Raw genomic sequence first — 17371 nt, 5'->3', positions numbered from 1 at the left:
CGCTCCGCTTTGCCCACCCTACGAGAGCTACGCCACCCGCCACTCCGGCACCCCGTCGGCAGCCATCGTGATCTCGCCGCGCGAGCCTACCGGCGTGCGATCCATGTTGAGCAGATGCGCTAGCGTCGCGCTGTCGCTCGCCGGAATCCGCGCCAGCGTGCGCCGGTCATCCTCCGTGCGCAGCATCACCACGCCGTGCTCGACATCGCCGCCGCGGCCGTAGAGCACGGTAAAGCTCTCGACCTTGCCCCCGCCAGTTGCCTCCGTGACGAATTCCGGTACCGCGCGTTTGTTGCGGTCCGCCACCGCCTGCACGCTCGTGTCCTGCACCAGCGCCTCGCGCGGCGGCGTTTTCGACACCACCAGCGCATGGTGCTTGGTGACGAAGCCGCCCTGGCCGTAGAGCAGGCCGAGCTTGGCGCCGTCGCGCACACGGCGGACCATCGCGCAGGCCGCGTGCGTCATGTAGGTGTTGAGCGGGGCGCCGAAGAAGGTGAGGCCGCCGGTCACGGTCGGTTGCACATCGGCGCCCAGGCCCAGCGTCCGCCGTGCCATCTTGGGCACGCACGGGAAGCAGCTGTAGAGCTCGATGGCGTCGAACTGTTTGCCGTCGCCGCCGGCAAGATCCATCACCGCCTTCAGCACCGCGTTCTGCGGATGGCTCTCGTAGAACTGGTCGCGCAGGAGATAGTCGCGCGGCTCCTCCGCCGAGGCGCCGCCGAGCGGATAGATCAGTCTGTCCTCGGCAATCCCGGCCGCCCGCGCCTTGGCGAGGCTCGTGAGCAGCAGCGCGCCGCCCATGTTGACGCTGGGATTGGCGACCATCAGCTTGTTGTAGGGCCACGCGATCAGGCGATTGTCGGCGGTCGGCGTCGTGATTTCGTCAGGCGCATAGCGCCGCTTCAGCCAGGCGTTGGGATTCTGCGCGGCAGCTTCCGAATAGCGCGACCACAGCGTGCCTGATTCCGCCATCGCCTCGCGCGGCGTCTGGCCCCAATGCGCGGAGGAGGCCGCCTCATAGAACGGATAGACGGTGACGGGCCGGAACACGCCAAGCTTCACAGCGAGCGGCTTCTGGAACGCTGCGCCGCGCTTGGGCTCCTCAACGTCGTGCGCGAACGGCGTCCACGGCAGCTTGACGCCGGCGCGCTCAGCCTTGGTTGCGGTCGATTGCGCCTCGGCGCCGCAGATTGCTGCCACGGTGCATTCACCGCGCGCGATGCGCTTTGCCGCCTCGTGGATGTAGCGGATCGGGCTCTCGCCGCCGACCGGGCCGTAGTAGCAATGCGACGGCGAAATGCCGAGCCGTTGCGCCAAAAGCCTCTCCGGATCGCGATAGCGCCAACTCAGGAAGTTGACGACGTCGAGCGACTGCACCTCGCCAAGCAGCTTTGCGCCGGCGTCTGCTTCCGCGCGCCGCAGCGCCTGTTCCAGGAGATCGAGCGGCTCGAGGCCTTCGGTGATCTCCTTGGGACGGTCGACGATCTCGCCGATGCCGACGATGACGGGGATGCGGTCTTCGGGGATATTGTTCTTATCTGTCATGCTTCAATTCACGATGTCAGTTGTTTCGTCATTGCGAGCGCAGCGAAGCAATCCAGACTGCCGCCGCGGAAAGATTCTGGATTGCTTCGCTGCGCTCGCAATGACGAGTAGGGCCTACTCCGCCACCAGCGCATTCATGTGCTCAACGGCCTCGGCGAACTCTTCCTTGAACTCCTGCACCACGGCGCCGGCCGATTTCACGCTGTCGATCAGCCCGACGCCCTGGCCGACGAAATAGCTGACAAGATCGCGCGCCTTGGCGTTGCCGCTCGCCGCCGCGCGGTCGATGGAGTTGAAAGCGTCGCGGCTGATGATGCTTTGCAGCGGCATCGGCAGCGCGCCCGGGCTGTCCGGCGCGCGGTCCCAGGCATCGGTCCAGACCGAGCGGAGCTGACGTGCCGGCTTGCCGGTGCGGCCCTTCGAGCGCACCGCGTCGCGCGAGGACGCCGCGATCATCTTCTCGCGGAAGATCTCCGTGGTCTCGGCCTCGACGGTGGCCAGCCACACCGATCCGGTCCAGGCGCCGGCCGCGCCCATCGCCATGCAGGCCGCCATCTGCCGTCCGGTCATGATGCCGCCGGCCGCCAGCACCGGCACGTCCCGGATCTTTTTGATCGCCTTGATCACCTCCGGCACCAGCACCATGGTCGAGACCTCGCCGCAATGGCCACCGGCCTCGGTGCCCTGCACGACGAGGATGTCGACGCCGGCCGCGACTTGGCGCAGTGCGTGCTCCTTGGCGCCGACAAGCGCGGCAACGGGCACGCCATGCTTCTTGCCCATCTCGATCATCGCCTTCGGCGGCACGCCCAGCGCATTTGCGATCAAGCGAATCGGATGATCGAAGGAGACCTCGAGCAATTGAAGCGCGGTCTTCCCGTCGAACGGCTGCGGCTGATTGTCTGCCACTTCAGTGGTCGTCAGCTCGATATCGTATTTCTTCAGGAGGTCGCGCGTGTAGTTGCGGTGCTCTTGCGGCACGCGCGCTTCCAGGCTCTTCCAGGTGACGTCCTTCTCGCCCGCGGTGGAGATGTTTTCGGGGATCAGCACGTTCGATGCCGTAGGGCTTGCCGTCGACGTGATCGTCGATCCACTTCAGTTCGCGTTCGAGCGTATCCGGCGTGTGCACAGTGGCGCCCAGCACGCCGAAGCCGCCGGCGCGGCTGACGGCGGCAACGACGTCGCGGCAATGGCTGAAGGCGAGCAGCGGGAACTCGATGCCCAGCATGTCGCAGATCGGCGATTTCATGGCTCTCTCCCGGCGGCGGGCCATCGCTTGCTCTTGTTGCTTTCCTCGGGCGAAGGCATCCCGACGCTAGCCCATCACCACCGGCGATGCCACGCCGGATTCTGAGGCGCATCTTGCGTGCAGGCGCCACGTGCAGGACGGGTTGCAGGGACGAGTGCCATGACGAAATGGAGAGCGGCCCCGCCCGGCAATGCATGTCGGCGCCCTTGTCAATTTTACCGGTCTCGCTAGCTAACGTTGCACGCGCCCTTCCGCGCCGGAGCATTTTCATGACCGACACCCCCTACGTACCGCCCAAAGTCTGGACCTGGGACAAGGAAAATGGCGGGCAGTTCGCCAACATCAACCGCCCGATCGCCGGGCCCACCCACGACAAGGAGCTGCCGGTCGGTCGCCACCCGCTCCAGCTCTACTCGCTGGCGACGCCGAACGGGGTGAAGGTCACGGTGATGCTGGAGGAGCTTCTGGCGCTCGGCCAGAAGGGCGCCGAATACGACGCCTGGTTGATCAGGATCGGCAACGGCGATCAGTTCGGCAGCGGCTTTGTCGACATCAATCCGAACTCCAAGATCCCGGCGCTGATGGACCGCTCCGGGCCCGAGCCGATCCGCGTGTTCGAGTCCGGCTCGATCCTGTTCTATCTCGCCGAGAAGTTCGGCGCCTTCCTGCCGAAGGACGTCAAGACCCGCACCGAGGCGATGTCCTGGCTGTTCTGGCAGATGGGCAGCGCGCCCTATCTCGGCGGCGGCTTCGGCCATTTCTACGCCTACGCGCCGACCAAGATCGAATACGCCATCGATCGCTTCGCGATGGAGACCAAGCGCCAGCTCGACGTGCTCGATCGGCGGCTCGCCGACAGCGAATATCTCGCGGGCAGCGAGTACACTATCGCCGACATGGCGGTGTGGCCCTGGTACGGCGCGCTCGCCAAGGGGCTGGTCTATGGCGCCGGCGAATTCCTCTCGGTGCAGGACTACAAGAATGTGCAGCGCTGGACCGACCAGATCGCCAAGCGCCCGGCCGTGAAGCGCGGCCGCATGGTCAACCGCGTCTCCGGCGATCCCGCCAGCCAGCTCCACGAGCGCCACGACGCGAGCGACTTCGAGACCAAGACGCAGGACAAGCTCGCGCCGGTGACGTAGGGCGGTGCTCCCTTCACCTCTCCCCGCCTGCGGGGAGAGGTCGAATTCGATCGTAGATCGAATTCGGGTGAGGGGACTCTCCGCGAGTCCGACTGACACCGTCCTTGCGGAGGCTCCCCCTCACCCTGATCCTCTCAGCGCGAGCGAAGCTCGTCGCGGCCCCGCAAGCGGGGAGAGGGGAAAAAGAGAGGGAGGGGACTCACGCCATGCTCAGCTCGTGGCGCCCCACCACCATCCAGTGCACCTCGTCCGGACCGTCGGCGAAGCGGAGGTGACGGACGTCCTGGTACATCTCGGCCAGCGGGGTCCAGTGCGAGATGCCGGTGGCGCCGTGCATCTGGATCGCCTGATCGATGATCTTGCAGGCGCGCTCCGGCACCATGGCCTTGACCATGGAGACCCAGACGCGGGCTTCCTTGTTGCCGAGCACATCCATCGCCTTCGCCGCCTTCAGCACCATCAGCCGCATCGCCTCGATCTCGCAGCGCGCCTGCGCGATGATCTGCATGTTGCCGCCGAGATGGGCGATCTTCTTGCCGAAGGCCTCGCGGGTGAGGCCACGCTGCACCATGAGGTCGAGCGCCTTCTCGGCCTTGCCGATGGTGCGCATGCAATGATGGATGCGGCCGGGGCCGAGGCGGAGCTGCGAGATCTCGAAGCCGCGGCCTTCACCGAGCAGCATGTTCTCCTTTGGCACCCGCACATTGTTGAAGCGCATATGCATGTGACCGCGCGGGGCGTGGTCCTGGCCGAACACGTACATGGGGCCGAGCACCTCGACGCCGGGCGTGTCGCGCGGCACCAGGATCTGCGACTGCTGCTTGCTCGGCGCCGCATCCGGATTGGTCTTCACCATCACGATGAGGATCTTGCAGCGGGGATCGCCGAGACCTGAGATGTAGTACTTCTCGCCGTTGATGACCCATTCGTCGCCGACGAGCTTGGCCGTCGTCGAGATGTTCTTGGCGTCGGAGGAGGCGACGTTCGGCTCGGTCATGACATAGGCCGAGCGGATCTCGCCGTTGAGCAGCGGCTTCAGCCATTTCTCCTTCTGCTCCTTGGTGCCGACGCGCTCCAGCACCTCCATGTTGCCGGTGTCGGGCGCCGAGCAGTTCATGGTTTCCGAAGCCAGCGGGCTCTTGCCGAGCTCGGCTGCGATATAGGCGTAGTCGAGATTCTTCAGGCCCTGGCCGGTCTCGTCATCGGGCAGGAAGAAGTTCCAGAGGCCTTCCTGCTTGGCCTTGTTCTTGGCCTTCTCCAGCACCTCGAGCTGCTTCGGCGTAAAGCTCCAGCGATCCTCCTTGCTCTCGCCGGCCTTGGCAAACTCGATCGACATCGGCTCGACGGTATCGCGGATGAATTTCTTGACGTGATCATAGAGCGGCCGGACCTGGTCCGACATCCTGAGGTCGTTGAGCTCGTCGCCGGGATTGAGGGTGTAGTTGGTGGTGCGGGGAATGTAGGTGTGTTTTGTCATTGTTCCTCCCGGATCGTTGAGACTGCTGAGGCGGAGAATAGTCGCAGCGTGGCCAAAGTGCGAGCGCGCATTTTTCGCGCGCGCCATGCCATGCGATGGAATTTCGCAAGGGCGTTTGAAACGTTGTTTGAATGGTGCTGGGCGGGAGGCGGCAGGCGCGCGCCTCACTCTCCGCTGTCATCGCCCGGCGAAGACCGGGCGATCCAGTATTCCAGAGACCGCAGTGATTGAATCGAGAAGCTGCGGCGTACTGGATTCCCCGCTTTCGCGGGGAATGACAGCGGTGGGGGTAGCTAGCTCACGCCGGCATCCGATGCATGGCGCAGATCTTGTTGCCGTCGAGGTCGCGCAAATAGGCGAGGTAGAGCTTGCCGCCAGGGCCCTGGCGGATGCCGGGCGGATCCTCGATCGATTTTGCACCGGCGGCGACTCCGGCCGCGTGCCAAGCCTCGACCTGCTCCGGCGAATTGCAAGCAAAGCCGATCGTGCCGCCATTCGCGCAGGTCGCCGGTTCGCCGTTGATCGGCTTCGACACCGAGAACACACCGGTCTTGGTGATGTAGAAGATGCGGTGGCCGTCGACCCTGGCCGGCCGCACCTCGAGCGTGCCGAGCAGCTTGTCGTAGAACGCCTTGGCCTTGTCCAAGTCGTTGGTGCCGATCATGACGTGCGAGAACATTTTGCCTCCCTCAGAGTTTGTAGCCCGGATGGAGCGTAGCGAAATCCGGGTCTTGCTTGCTTTTGGCCGTCCCGGATTGCGCTTCGCTCCATCCGGGCTACGAGAAAGAAAAATCAGAACGCCGTATAGCCGCCGTCGATCACGAACGTATCGGCGGTGTGATACGACGACGCCTTGCTCATCAGATACACGGCGATGCCGCCGAAATCGGATGCCTCGCCGAAGCGCCGCACCGGAATGCGCGGCATCACATTGGCGACGAATTTTTCGTTCGCCATGATGCCGGCGGTCATGTCGCTCTTGATCCAGCCGGGCAGGATCGCGTTCGCGGTGACGCCGTAACGCGCCAGCTCGACGCCGAGCGCGCGCACCAGCGCGTTGATGGCGGCCTTGGTCGCCGCATAGTGCTCGTTGCGCGCGGTGCCGAAGATCGAGGCGAGGCTCGAGGTGGCAACCAGCCGGCCGAAGGGATCGCCGGCATTGGCGCGCTCGGTCATGTGCTTTGCCGCGGCCTGGAACGCATGAAACACGCCGTCGAGATTGGTCGCAAACATCGTGCGCCATTCCTCCTCGGTGCGCTCGATGAAGGAGCGCCGGCCGCCGCCGCCGATACCGGCATTGGCAAAGCAGCCGTCGACCCGGCCGAACGTGTCGAGCGTCGCCTTCATCGCGGCATTGACCGAGGCCGGATCGGTGACGTCGCAGACGCGGGTGTCGACCTTGCCGGCAAGGCCGGCCAGGCTCGCGGCAGCGCTGCTGTTCTTGTCAGGATTGCGGCCCCAGATCGAGACGTTGCAGCCCTGGCCGGCGAGCGCGTGCGCGATGCCGAGCCCGATGCCGCCATTGCCGCCGGTGATCACGGCGACGCGGCCGGTGAGGTCGAAAAGGTCCATGGCGCGTTTCCTGTTTTGGGCAAGGCATCTTGGCATGCAGCGCATCAGCCGCTGCGCGCAAGATTGCTTGCTATGCTCTGATCACCATGGACAAGACCGCGCCAAAAATCAAATATGCGCCCCGGCAAGATAAATTCCGGTCTGCGAAACTGACGCAGGCCGGCAACTGACGAGGAAACCATGCAGTTCAAACACGTCACGCTCGATTTCGATGGCGCGGTCGCGATCCTCAAGCTCGACCATCAGGAGGTGATGAACGCAGTCTCCTTGGACATGCTGGGCGGTCTTGCCGAAGCGCTTGATACCATCGAGGAGAAGAGGGACGAGGTGCGCTGCGTCGTGCTGACCGGCGCGGGGCGGGCGTTCTGCACCGGCGCGAATCTCCAGGGCCGCAACAATCAGTCGAAGAAGACCAAGGCCGGCCTGACGCTCGAGACCGGCTTTCATCCCTTCCTGCGCCGCATCCGCAACCTTCATTGTCCGATCATCACCGCGGTCAACGGCCCGGCCGCCGGCGCCGGCATGAGCTTCGCACTGCTCGGCGATATGATCCTGTGCGCGCGCTCGTCCTATTTTCTGCAAGCCTTCCGCCGCATCGGCCTCGTGCCGGATTGCGGCTCGACCTGGCTGTTGCCGCGCCTGGTCGGCCGGGCGCGCTCGATCGAATTGTCGCTGATGGGCGAGCGGCTGCCGGCCGAGAAGGCGCTCGAATGGGGCCTCGTCAACCGCGTCTACGACGACAGCGTACTGATGGAGGAGGCGATGAAGCTCGCGCGCGAGCTCGCCAGCGGCCCGACGGTCGCGCTGTCGCTGATCCGCAAGCTCTATTGGGACAGCCCGGAAAATTCCTTCGAGGATCAGCTCAACCTTGAATTCCAGTGCCAGCTCCGCGCCGGCGACACCCAGGATTTTCGCGAGGGCGTCGGCGCGTTCCTGGAGAAGCGGTCCGCGCAGTTCAAAGGCAAATGATCGAGGCGGAGCTTTCACGCAGCGTCCAGCGCTGGTGCCCGGGCGCGACCGGCGTCACCGGCGCGGCAAAGCTCTCGGGCGGCGCCAGCCAGGAAACCTGGCGCTTCGACATCGTGCATCCCGATGGTCCGATCGGCGCGATCCTGCGCCGCTCGCCGAAGGGCTATGGCGCTGCGCCAACGCGTGCGGCCGGTCTTGCCGCTGAAGCGCAGCTGATGCAGCTCGCCTATGAGGCCGGCGTGCCGTCGCCGCGGGTGATGCATGTGCTCACTCCGGAGGACGATCTCGGCACCGGCTTCATCATGCAGCGGGTCGAGGGCGAGACCATCGCCCGCAAGATCCTTCGCGATGACGAGTTCGCGGCCGCACGGCCGCTGCTGCCGCGGCAGATCGGCGGCGTGCTCGCCGGGCTGCACAATCTGCCGCTGGACAAGCTGCCCGAGCTGCGCCTCATGACCGCGGCGAAGGAGATCGGCGAGTTCGAGCGCGACTATCGCAGCCTGAACTGGCCAAAGCCGGTGTTCGAGCTGGCGCTGCGCTGGCTGCGCGATCGCGATCCCGGCCCCTCGGCCGTGGAGACGCTGGTGCATGGCGATTTCCGCAACGGCAATCTCATCATCGGCGCCGACGGTGTCCGTGCGGTCCTCGATTGGGAACTCGCCCATCTCGGCGATCCCATGGAGGATCTCGGCTGGGTCTGCGTCAACTCCTGGCGTTTTGGCGAGATCGACAAGCCGGTCGGCGGCTTTGGTTCGCGCGAGGAGCTGTTCGCAGGTTATGAGGCCGCGGGCCGCAAGGTCGATCCCGCGCGCGTCAAATTCTGGGAAGTCATGGGCACGCTGCGCTGGGGCATCATGTGCGGCGGCATGATGCAGCGGTTCCGCGAGGGGCCCGACCATTCTATGGAGCGCGCCATGATCGGCCGCCGTGCCTCCGAGACCGAGATCGATCTGTTGCGGCTGCTCGCGCCGCGCGGGAGTTGACCATGCAGGACGAACCCACACCGATCGAGCTGACCAAGTCGGTCGCAGATTTCTTGCGCAACGACATCACGCTGCTGATCTCCGGCCACCAGGCCTTCAAGCTGCGCGTCGCCATCAACATCCTCGACCTCGTGACGCGGCAATTGACGCGGGAGGAGGGCAGCGATGCAAGGGAGGTGGAGCGTCTGCGCGCGCTGCTGGGCATGGAAGGTTCATTGATTGATCTTAACCGCACGCTCGCCGATCGCATCGCCAAGGGCGAGGTGGACCTCGCGACGCCGGGCCTTGCCGAGCACCTCTGGGCGACCACGATGGACAAGCTCGCAGTCGATCAGCCGAATTACGCGTCATACAAGCGGGAGCTGTCGAGGGGCGGGTAGGCGTAGCCACCTGCTCCGTCATTGCGAGGAGCCCGCGACAAAATTGCGGAGCAATTTTGCGCTGATGCGACGAAGCAATCCAGACTGCTTCCGCGGAGGCAGCTTGGATTGCTTCGCGGAGCCTGTCATCGGGCCGCGCTTCGCGCGGACCCGTTGGCTCGCAATGACGGTGGTACTCGCCATCCAAGCTCTCAGCTGTCATCGCCCGCGCAGGCGGGCGATCCAGTATTCCAGAGACGGCAGTGACATACAGAGAAGCTGCGGCGTACTGGATGCCCCGGTCAAGCCGGGGCATGACACCGGTGATGTTAGGGCGCGCGGAATGACGGCGCCGAGCGGGGCTACTTCCCCACCCATTTCGGCGGCCGCTTCTCCGAGAACGCCTTCGGGCCCTCGATGTAATCCTGCGAAGCCGCCATCTCCTTCACCGCCGGGTATTCGCGCTGCTCCTCGATCGCTTGTTCCAGCGAGACGCCAAGCCCCTTCTGGATCGCCTGCTTCGAGGCGCGGATCGACATCGGCGAATTCTTGGTGATCATCTCAGCCCAGCGCAACGCAGCGCTAAGCGCCTCGCTCTGCGGCACCACCTCGTTGACGAAGCCGAGGTCATAGCCTTCCTTGGCGCTGACATGACGTGCGGTCAGGATCATGCCCATGGCGCGCTTGAGCCCGATCTGCCGCGGCAGCCGGTGCAGGCCGCCGGCGAGTGCGGCTAGTCCGACGCGCGGCTCGGGCAGCGCGAAGGTGGCATTCTCCGAGGCGATGACGAGATCGCAGGCCAGCGCGATCTCGAAGCCGCCGCCCATCGCGACGCCATTCACCGCTGCGATGATCGGCTTATCGCAGTCGAACCGCGAGGTCAGGCCGGCAAAGCCGCCCTTGTCCCAGCCGCGCTTGCCGCCAGCCGCCTGCCACTTCAGATCGTTGCCGGCGCAAAACGCCTTGTCGCCACTACCCGTGACGATTGCGATCCATTGCTCGGGATCGGCGGAGAAGTCGTCGAACACCTTGTTGAGCTCGAAATGCGCATCGGTGTGCAGCGCGTTGTAGACCTCGGGGCGCGACAGCGTGACGATCGTGATCGGGCCCTTGCGTTCCACCTTCGAAAATTTCAGCTCCATGATCGCTCCCGCATTTTCTCGTGAAGGAATATTGCCGGCATAGTAGCGCGCGGGTGCGCCTGAGCACCATCGAATTGCGCAAGCGCGCCTTGCGCGCCTCACACGTCTCGGCTTGCTTGACTTGGATGCGCTCTTCTCCGCTTAATCATGCCAAGCAAGAATGCGCGTAGCGCCTTAACGCAAAACGAAAAATCATTCCGGGAGAGAGCCCTTGGATTTCTCATTGCCTGCCGATCTCGTCGCCTATCTCGGGGAGCTCGACCGTTTCATCGAACGCGAGATCAAGCCGCTGGAAGAGGCCGACGACAACATCCGCTTCTTCGATCACCGCCGCGAATGGGCGCGCACCGATTTCGAGAATGGCGGCCTGCCACGCCACGAATGGGAGACGTTGCTGCGCAAGGCCAAGGACCTTGCGGACGCTGCCGGCCACCTGCGCTTTCCGGTGCCGAAGCAATATGGCGGCAAGGACGGCTCCAACCTCTGGATGGCCGTGATCCGCGAGCACTTTGCCGCAAAGGGTCTCGGCCTGCACAACGACCTCCAGAACGAGCATTCCATCGTCGGCAATTTCCCCGTCGTCACCATGCTCGATCGCTACGGCCGTGACGACCAGAAGGCGATGATCGACGGCTCGATCAAAGGCAAGTACCGCATCACCTTTGGCTTGACCGAGCCGCATCATGGCTCGGACGCGACCCATATGGAGACGCGTGCGGTGCCGGCGACCCGCGATAACGTCAAGGGCTGGATCATCAACGGCGAGAAGATGTGGACCACCGGCATGCATGTCGCCACGCATTGCGCGCTGTTTGCGCGCACGGGCGGCAATGACGGCGATGCGCGCGGCATCACCTGTTTCCTGGTGCCGGCGAAGAGCCGCGGCGTCAAGGTCGAGGAATACATGTGGACCTTCAACATGCCGACCGATCATCCCCGCGTCAGTTTTACCGACGTGTTCGTGCCTGAGGATGCGCTGTTCGGCGAGGTCGGCCGCGGCCTGTCGCTGGCGCAGTGCTTCGTGCATCAGAACCGTATCCGGCAGGCCGCGAGCTCGCTGGGCGCTGCCGTCTACTGCATCAACGAGAGTGTGAAGTATGCGCGCGAGCGAAAGCCGTTCGGCAAGGCGCTCGCCGAAAACCAGGCGATCCAGTTCCCGCTGGTTGAGCTCGCCACGCAAGCCGAGATGCTGCGTCTTCTGATCCGCAAGACCGCCTGGGAGATGGACCAGCTCACCGAGGAGCAGATCGAGCGCACGCTCTCCGATCGCGTCTCGATGTGCAACTACTGGGCAAACCGCCTCTGCTGCGAATCCGCCGACCGCGCCATGCAGGTTCACGGCGGCATGGGCTACTCACGCCACAAGCCGTTCGAGCACATCTACCGCCACCACCGGCGCTATCGGATCACCGAGGGCAGCGAGGAGATTCAAATGCGCAAGGTGGCGGGGTTTTTGTTCGGCTATATGGGGCCGGGGAAGCATTAGCTTCCTGCGGCGCTCTCTCTCTCCAACGTCGTCCCGGCGAAGGCCGGGACCCATACCCCAGGACGCAGTTTGAGGCGAGATTGCAACCGCCGGTCTTCGCCAAACCACGTTCGGTGGGTATGGGTCCCGGCCTTCGCCCTAGGGCATGCACATATCTCTGAGGCTCCATCCTGCTGCGACGGCGTGGAAGTATTCGAGGCCGTTCTTGAAGGTGATCGGGCCCGGCGGCTTGGACGATGGGTAGCCGTCCCAGCCGCCGAGGCGACCAATGATCCAGGCGGCCCAAGCGAGGCTATCGGGCGGATGTGGGTTCTTTAATCGCTTGCTCCCGGCTTCGAGTTGACGGTTGAGGGCGGTGAGCACGTTAATTTGGCCGTTGTCGAAGGCAGCGAGAATGGGTTGGCGACTGCCATTGCGGGCCTGCAGAAGTTGGATTGTGATGACGGCCGCCTTAGCGGCAATCGCGACCAGCTTGAGAAGGCGATCGGCGGTTCCGATCTGGCTGTCTTCGAGCTTGAAGCCTTGTGTCTTCAGGATGCGGAAGAACTGCTCGATGATCCAGCGTTGCTTGTACCATTGGACGATGCGCCAGGCGTCCTCGATGCCGGTAACCTCGTGAGAGGTGAGAAGCCGCCAGTGCAGCGGCTCTACCCCGGTTTCGGCATTGATCTCGCGCACATCGACCACCGCCAATGGCAAGCTTTCCGGCAGATGGCGCAGGAACTTACTCTGTGGGCGGGCGAGCTCGATTGCGCCAAAGCGAAGTTCGAGGTGAGCCAGGCGGGCGGGCCGCGCGGCGCGCGCAGGCAATTGGATCGCACGCCGATCCACCGCGGCCATGGCATCGCTGACCTCATACAAGCCGCTGCGGTCGGCAAGCTTGCGATCATGCATGCTGCGCGCGATGACGTGGAAGTGTTGCTCGGCCGAGCTGGCATAAAGGGCAAAAATATCGCTCTCGCGGTCACCCAGCACCGTCACCGCTGTGGCCTTGGTGAGGAGCGGCTTGGCCGCCATGGCAGTGGATATCCAGCGCTGCGATTCCTTGTCCGATAACTCCCGATCGTCGTGCGAGGTCGTGCGGCGACCTGTGCGCGTCCATATCTGCCCGCTCAAAAGTCCAAGACAGTTGCCGTCATCGGCATCCACAGCCAGCAGCGGATGCAGCAGCACGCCGTGGTTATTGCCTTTGCCGATTTCTCCGAGCCCGCGCCGGCGTTGCGGTGTGGTGTTGAAGTGGATCTCGCTGGTGTCCTGGATGGCCAGCACGTGGCGGCCCTCTACCGCAGCGACCGTGCTTTCGCTCCAGCTTTCGATGATCCGCTCCACCGTCACCTTGTCATGGCCAAGAAAGCGGTTGAACCGCACTTCCAGCGCGCGGTTCCCCCTGGAGAGCTGCCGAAGGCAGACAGTTTTGCCCACAACCATGCGTTCGACGAACGCCGCCCCCCTTTATCGAGACGACGATCCCCGAACCGGCCCAGCGTCCAGTCAATCCGTGACAACATCGCGGCACCCCGTCCAAATCATGGAGTGCCGCAATACGAATCACACAGAACTCTGATTCTGGAATCCTCCCAGGCCGATCCGAGTCAATCCGCCGCACCAGATATGTGCATGCCCTAGGGCCTTCGCCGGGACGACGATAGGAGAGAGCCGTGGCTAATTCACCCTTCGGTCCTTCCCCGCCCAATGCGGCTCGCGCAATTGCCGCCGCAAAATCTTGCCTGATGGATTGCGCGGCAGCGCCGGCAGAAACTCCACGCTCTTCGGCGTCTTGTAGCCGGCGATGCGCTCGCGGGTGAAGTTGATGATGTCTGTGGCCGTGGCTTGCTTCCCCGGCTTCATCACCACCACGGCCTTCACCGCCTCGCCCCATTTGTCGTCGGGCACGCCGATCACGGCGGCCTCGGCGACATCGGGATGATTGCACAACGCACTCTCGACCTCGGCCGGGTAGATGTTCTCGCCGCCGGAGATGATCATGTCCTTGATGCGGTCGTGGATGTAGAGATAGCCATCCTCGTCCATGTAGCCGGCATCGCCGGTGCGCAGCCAGCCGTCGGAACGAAGCGTCGCGGCGGTCGCCTCGGGCAGGTTCCAATAGCCGGCCATGTTCGAGCCGGAGCGCGTCGCGATCTCGCCGACCTCACGCGGCGGCAGTGGCTTGCCGGCCACGTCCAGGATCGCGATTTCGACGCCCGGTAGCGCCTTGCCGGCCGAGCGCATCCGCTCCAGACCCTCGACATGGTCTTCCGGCGGCAGGGCGACGATCGTGCCCGTGGTCTCGGTCATGCCGTATAGCTGCACGAAGCCGCATTTGAAAACCTCGATGCACTCCTTCAGCAGCGCCGCTGGTATCGGCGAGGCGCCATAGAGCATGTATTTCAGTCGCGAGAAATCGACCGTCCTGGCGCGTGGCTGCCGCACCACGAACTGCATCGCCGCCGGCACCATGAACAGCTTTGTGATCCCCGACTGCTCGAAGAAATCCAGCACTTTTGCCGGATCGAACTCGCGCGCGATCACGCCGCGGGCGCCGTGATAGAGCCCCATCACGCCCCAGCCCGAACCGCCGATGTGGAAGACCGGCATCGCCACCAGCGAGACGTCGTCGGTCGACCACCGGTTCCACTCCGGTTTGTCTTCGGCATTGCCTGATTGCACCAGGTTGAGGAAATTTGCGTGCGACAGCATCGCGCCCTTCGGCTTGCCTGTCGTGCCCGACGTGTAGAGCTGGATCGCGATGTCCTTGGCATCGATCGGCACCTTCGGGTCGTCACCGCTCTGCGCATCGCGCCAGGCCGCAAAATCCGGCCATTCCGGCGCGCCGCCCTCGGTGGTGATGATTGTCCGTACGCTCGGTAGCTTGTCCTTGATCCGGCGGACGAGCGTGATGAACTCCGGCCCGACGAACAGCACCGGCGCCTTGCAGTCCTCCACGATGAATGCGACCTCGGGTCCCGCGAGCCGCCAATTTACCGGCGCCATCACCACGCCGGCCTTCATCGCGCCCATCAACAGCTCGAAATAGAAGTCGCTGTTCTTGCCGAGATAGGCGATGCGGTCGCCCTTCTTCACGCCCATCGCGATCAGTGCGTTGGCGACTTGGTTCGTCTTGATATCGAACTCTGCAAAGCTGGTGAGGCGGCCCTCGAACTCGTAGGCGATGGCGTTGCCGCGGCTTCTCGCGCGCTCGCGCACCATGTCGGCGAGATTGGCCAATGGCTGTGTGGTCATGTTTCTCCCGTCGCGTCTTGTTTTTATGCGGGGAAGTGTGGCGTCATCCGCGGGTGAAGACAAGGTGGAGGGAGAGTGCGCAACTCTCTCAACGCCGTCGTCCCGGCCTAGTGCGCAATTGCGCACGAAGGCCGGGACCCATAACCACTGAACGCAATTTGACGAAGACTGGTCGTGACCAATCTTCGCCAAGCAAAATTCAGTGCGTATGGGTCCCGGCCTTCGCCGGGACGACCATCGAAAATTCTCGTTGTCCTGGACAAGCGCAGCGAAGCGGAGCGCCGATCCAGGACCCATTGCCATCGAGCGCAATTTGGCGAAGACAGGTCATGACCAATCTTCGCCAAATCCAATTCGGTGGCTATGGGTCCCGGCCCCCGTGCGCAATTGCGCACTAGGCCGGGACGACGATAACTACCCCCGCTTCGCCCGGTCCTTCTCGTTCTGCGCCATGATGCTCTCGCGCGCGGCTTTCCAGTCGTCGTCGCTCCAGTCGCGGAGCTGATAGAAATTGCCGCCCATCGCGAGCGCCTGCGCGCCATCCATGGCGATGGTCTCGCCGTTGATCCAGTCGCAGCCGCCGGAGATCAGGAACACTGCGAGGTTCTGCAGTTCCTCCATGGTGCCGACGCGCCCCATCGGGTTCATCGCCTTGGTCCGCGCACCGGCTTCATCACCGGGCTTGATGCGCTTGCTCATGCCTTCGGTCGGGATTTCGCCCGGCGCGATCGTGTTCAGCCGGATGCCGTAGCGGCCCCATTCGGTTGCGAGCGACATCGTCATGGCGTGGATCGCCGACTTGCTCATCGCCGATGGCACCACGTAGGGCGAGCCGTTGCGCACCCAGGTCACGGTGATCGAGACGACGTTGCCGGGCTGCTTCAAGGCGATCCAGCGCTTGCCGATCGCATGGGTGACGTAGAACGTGCCGTGCATGACGATGTTGGCGACGGCATCGAAGCCGCGCGGCGAGAGCTCCTCGCTGCGCGAGATGAAATTGCCGGCGGCGTTGTTGATGAGGTCGGTGAGGGGACCGTCGCGAAAGATGGTCTCGATCATCTCCTCGACCGCGAGCGCGTTGCGGATGTCGACGCCGTGGCTGGTGACGCGGCCGCCATAGAGATCCATCAGCTCCGTCGCGGTCTCGTCGCACACGATCTTGCGCCGGCCGCAGATGTGCACCTCGGCGCCGAGCTGGAGGAACCGCGCCGCCATCGACTTGCCAAGCCCAGTGCCGCCGCCGGTGACGAGAATGCGCCGTCCGGCCAGAAGATTTTCCTTGAACATGGCTGTTTCTCCCGTACGGATTGTCAGTTAATTGGTCGATTGACTAAATCCGGCCGCCGGCTTCCTGTAAAGCGGCACCGAACAAGAACAGGGGAGAATTCATCCATGGAAGAGCGCGTCTCGATCTCGATCTCGGAAGGCATCGCCGACGTGCGCCTGATGCGCGCCGACAAGATGAATGCGCTGGATCAGGCTATGTTCGAGGCCCTTGTCGCCGCAACCGAGCGGCTTTCGAAGGACAAGAGCGTACGCGTCGTCGTGCTGTCCGGCGAGGGGCGCGCCTTCTGCGCCGGCCTCGACATGGGGCGCTTTGCCGCCATGAAGGAGAAGGGTGGCAACGGAATTCCGGGTGGCGAAAATCGTGACCTCACCAAGCGCACCCATGGCCAGGCGAACTTCCCGCAACAGGCGGTGTGGGGCTGGCGCCAGCTGGCGGTGCCGGTGATTGCGGCCGTGCACGGCGTCGCTTTCGGCGGCGGCTTCCAGCTCGCGCTCGGCGCCGACATGCGGTTTCTCTCGGCGGATGCGCGGATGTCGGTGATGGAGATCAAATGGGGCCTCGTCCCTGATATGGCGGGCACGCCGATCCTGGCTTCGCTCGTGCGCGACGATATCTTGCGCGAGCTTACTTACACCGGGCGCATCTTCTCGGCGCAGGAGGCGATGACCTACGGCCTCGCCACGCGCATCTGCGACGACCCGCGTGCCGCCGCATTCGAGATCGCGCGCGAGATCGCCGGCAAGAGTTCCGATGCCATCCGTGCCGCCAAGCGTTTGCTCAACAATCTCTCGGCCGATCCCGGCCCCGCGCTGCTCGCCGAATCCGTCGAGCAGCAGAAGCTGATCGGCAGCGCGAACCAGACCGAGGCGGTGCGCGCCAATCTGGAGAAGCGCGCGCCGAAGTTTGCGGATTAGCAACT

14 protein-coding genes and 1 pseudogene are annotated in these 17371 nt (G+C 64.2%); 6 read left to right on the top strand and 9 right to left on the bottom strand.

All coding sequences use genetic code 11. The features are described from left to right. Window positions 1-27 precede the first annotated feature (27 nt). Both ACSKB8_RS39720 and ACSKB8_RS39715 read right to left on the bottom strand, forming a co-directional pair. Window positions 28-1545 (bottom strand): acetyl-CoA acetyltransferase, encoded by a 1518-nt coding sequence (locus ACSKB8_RS39720; RefSeq protein ID WP_438109943.1) that lies wholly within the window; start codon window positions 1543-1545, stop codon window positions 28-30. Between the two features lie 114 nt (window positions 1546-1659). Next, a pseudogene (locus ACSKB8_RS39715) lies at window positions 1660-2794 on the bottom strand (nitronate monooxygenase). Window positions 2795-3063: 269 nt separating this feature from the next. Here ACSKB8_RS39715 and yghU point away from each other — a divergent pair. Then, window positions 3064-3936, top strand: a complete 873-nt coding sequence (yghU, locus tag ACSKB8_RS39710; RefSeq protein WP_438109941.1) for a glutathione-dependent disulfide-bond oxidoreductase — start codon at window positions 3064-3066, stop codon at window positions 3934-3936. A gap of 199 nt (window positions 3937-4135) precedes the next feature. On the opposite strand, the gene ACSKB8_RS39705 is transcribed toward yghU, so the two are convergent. The 3 genes from ACSKB8_RS39705 to ACSKB8_RS39695 all read right to left on the bottom strand — a co-directional run bounded on the left by ACSKB8_RS39705 (window position 4136) and on the right by ACSKB8_RS39695 (window position 6985). Next, window positions 4136-5413 carry an acyl-CoA dehydrogenase family protein gene (locus ACSKB8_RS39705; protein WP_176945975.1) on the bottom strand — a complete coding sequence of 426 codons (1278 nt, stop codon included), beginning with the start codon at window positions 5411-5413 and terminating at the stop codon, window positions 4136-4138. Between the two features lie 298 nt (window positions 5414-5711). After that, window positions 5712-6092 carry a VOC family protein gene (locus tag ACSKB8_RS39700; protein ID WP_091895255.1) on the bottom strand — a complete coding sequence of 127 codons (381 nt, stop codon included), beginning with the start codon at window positions 6090-6092 and terminating at the stop codon, window positions 5712-5714. A 113-nt stretch (window positions 6093-6205) separates the two neighbouring features. Next, entirely contained in the window at window positions 6206-6985 is a 780-nt protein-coding gene (locus ACSKB8_RS39695; RefSeq protein WP_438109939.1) for an SDR family NAD(P)-dependent oxidoreductase, read from the bottom strand. Between the two features lie 180 nt (window positions 6986-7165). Here ACSKB8_RS39695 and ACSKB8_RS39690 point away from each other — a divergent pair, with 180 nt between their 5' ends. The 3 genes from ACSKB8_RS39690 to ACSKB8_RS39680 are packed head-to-tail and all read left to right on the top strand — an operon-like array spanning window position 7166 to window position 9317. Continuing rightward, a complete protein-coding gene (locus tag ACSKB8_RS39690) occupies window positions 7166-7954 on the top strand; it encodes an enoyl-CoA hydratase/isomerase (RefSeq protein ID WP_438109938.1) in 789 nt (262 codons plus the stop codon). Beyond that, window positions 7951-8937 carry a phosphotransferase family protein gene (locus ACSKB8_RS39685; RefSeq protein WP_438109936.1) on the top strand — a complete coding sequence of 329 codons (987 nt, stop codon included), beginning with the start codon at window positions 7951-7953 and terminating at the stop codon, window positions 8935-8937. Before ACSKB8_RS39690 ends, ACSKB8_RS39685 begins: the two co-directional genes overlap by 4 nt. 2 nt (window positions 8938-8939) lie before the next feature. Further along, window positions 8940-9317, top strand: coding sequence for a DUF6285 domain-containing protein (locus ACSKB8_RS39680; RefSeq protein ID WP_438109935.1), 378 nt, complete (start codon window positions 8940-8942; stop codon window positions 9315-9317). A 341-nt stretch (window positions 9318-9658) separates the two neighbouring features. Here ACSKB8_RS39680 and ACSKB8_RS39675 read toward each other — a convergent pair whose 3' ends face one another. After that, entirely contained in the window at window positions 9659-10438 is a 780-nt protein-coding gene (locus ACSKB8_RS39675; protein WP_438109933.1) for an enoyl-CoA hydratase-related protein, read from the bottom strand. A gap of 211 nt (window positions 10439-10649) precedes the next feature. On the opposite strand from ACSKB8_RS39675, the gene ACSKB8_RS39670 reads away from it, so the two are divergent. Continuing rightward, entirely contained in the window at window positions 10650-11924 is a 1275-nt protein-coding gene (locus ACSKB8_RS39670) for an acyl-CoA dehydrogenase family protein (protein WP_438109931.1), read from the top strand. A 138-nt stretch (window positions 11925-12062) separates the two neighbouring features. On the opposite strand, the gene ACSKB8_RS39665 is transcribed toward ACSKB8_RS39670, so the two are convergent. From ACSKB8_RS39665 to ACSKB8_RS39655, 3 genes are all read right to left on the bottom strand, one after another. Beyond that, window positions 12063-13352 carry an IS4 family transposase gene (locus ACSKB8_RS39665; RefSeq protein ID WP_438103448.1) on the bottom strand — a complete coding sequence of 430 codons (1290 nt, stop codon included), beginning with the start codon at window positions 13350-13352 and terminating at the stop codon, window positions 12063-12065. Between the two features lie 234 nt (window positions 13353-13586). Further along, window positions 13587-15164, bottom strand: a complete 1578-nt coding sequence (locus tag ACSKB8_RS39660; protein WP_438109929.1) for a fatty acid--CoA ligase — start codon at window positions 15162-15164, stop codon at window positions 13587-13589. Window positions 15165-15578: 414 nt separating this feature from the next. Further along, complete coding sequence (locus ACSKB8_RS39655) at window positions 15579-16451, bottom strand: SDR family oxidoreductase (RefSeq protein WP_128942983.1); 873 nt, start codon at window positions 16449-16451, stop codon at window positions 15579-15581. A gap of 105 nt (window positions 16452-16556) precedes the next feature. On the opposite strand from ACSKB8_RS39655, the gene ACSKB8_RS39650 reads away from it, so the two are divergent. Then, window positions 16557-17366 carry a crotonase/enoyl-CoA hydratase family protein gene (locus ACSKB8_RS39650; RefSeq protein WP_438109927.1) on the top strand — a complete coding sequence of 270 codons (810 nt, stop codon included), beginning with the start codon at window positions 16557-16559 and terminating at the stop codon, window positions 17364-17366. Window positions 17367-17371 lie beyond the last annotated feature (5 nt).

It is taken from the genome of Bradyrhizobium sp. BR 1432, assembly GCF_051547705.1.
Classification (GTDB): Bacteria; Pseudomonadota; Alphaproteobacteria; order Rhizobiales; family Xanthobacteraceae; genus Bradyrhizobium; species Bradyrhizobium zhanjiangense.
This window is presented reverse-complemented; position numbering and strand designations above follow the sequence as displayed.

What these genes read in the sequence shown, in the direction of transcription:
- ACSKB8_RS39660 (WP_438109929.1), bottom strand. Translation starts at nt 15,164, where the DNA reads ATGACCACACAGCCATTGGCCAATCTCGCCGACATGGTGCGCGAGCGC.
- ACSKB8_RS39705 (WP_176945975.1), bottom strand. Translation starts at nt 5,413, where the DNA reads ATGACAAAACACACCTACATTCCCCGCACCACCAACTACACCCTCAAT.
- ACSKB8_RS39655 (WP_128942983.1), bottom strand. Translation starts at nt 16,451, where the DNA reads ATGTTCAAGGAAAATCTTCTGGCCGGACGGCGCATTCTCGTCACCGGC.
- ACSKB8_RS39665 (WP_438103448.1), bottom strand. Translation starts at nt 13,352, where the DNA reads ATGGTTGTGGGCAAAACTGTCTGCCTTCGGCAGCTCTCCAGGGGGAAC.
- ACSKB8_RS39690 (WP_438109938.1), top strand. Translation starts at nt 7,166, where the DNA reads ATGCAGTTCAAACACGTCACGCTCGATTTCGATGGCGCGGTCGCGATC.
- ACSKB8_RS39675 (WP_438109933.1), bottom strand. Translation starts at nt 10,438, where the DNA reads ATGGAGCTGAAATTTTCGAAGGTGGAACGCAAGGGCCCGATCACGATC.
- ACSKB8_RS39685 (WP_438109936.1), top strand. Translation starts at nt 7,951, where the DNA reads ATGATCGAGGCGGAGCTTTCACGCAGCGTCCAGCGCTGGTGCCCGGGC.
- ACSKB8_RS39680 (WP_438109935.1), top strand. Translation starts at nt 8,940, where the DNA reads ATGCAGGACGAACCCACACCGATCGAGCTGACCAAGTCGGTCGCAGAT.
- ACSKB8_RS39695 (WP_438109939.1), bottom strand. Translation starts at nt 6,985, where the DNA reads ATGGACCTTTTCGACCTCACCGGCCGCGTCGCCGTGATCACCGGCGGC.
- ACSKB8_RS39650 (WP_438109927.1), top strand. Translation starts at nt 16,557, where the DNA reads ATGGAAGAGCGCGTCTCGATCTCGATCTCGGAAGGCATCGCCGACGTG.
- yghU (WP_438109941.1), top strand. Translation starts at nt 3,064, where the DNA reads ATGACCGACACCCCCTACGTACCGCCCAAAGTCTGGACCTGGGACAAG.
- ACSKB8_RS39720 (WP_438109943.1), bottom strand. Translation starts at nt 1,545, where the DNA reads ATGACAGATAAGAACAATATCCCCGAAGACCGCATCCCCGTCATCGTC.
- ACSKB8_RS39700 (WP_091895255.1), bottom strand. Translation starts at nt 6,092, where the DNA reads ATGTTCTCGCACGTCATGATCGGCACCAACGACTTGGACAAGGCCAAG.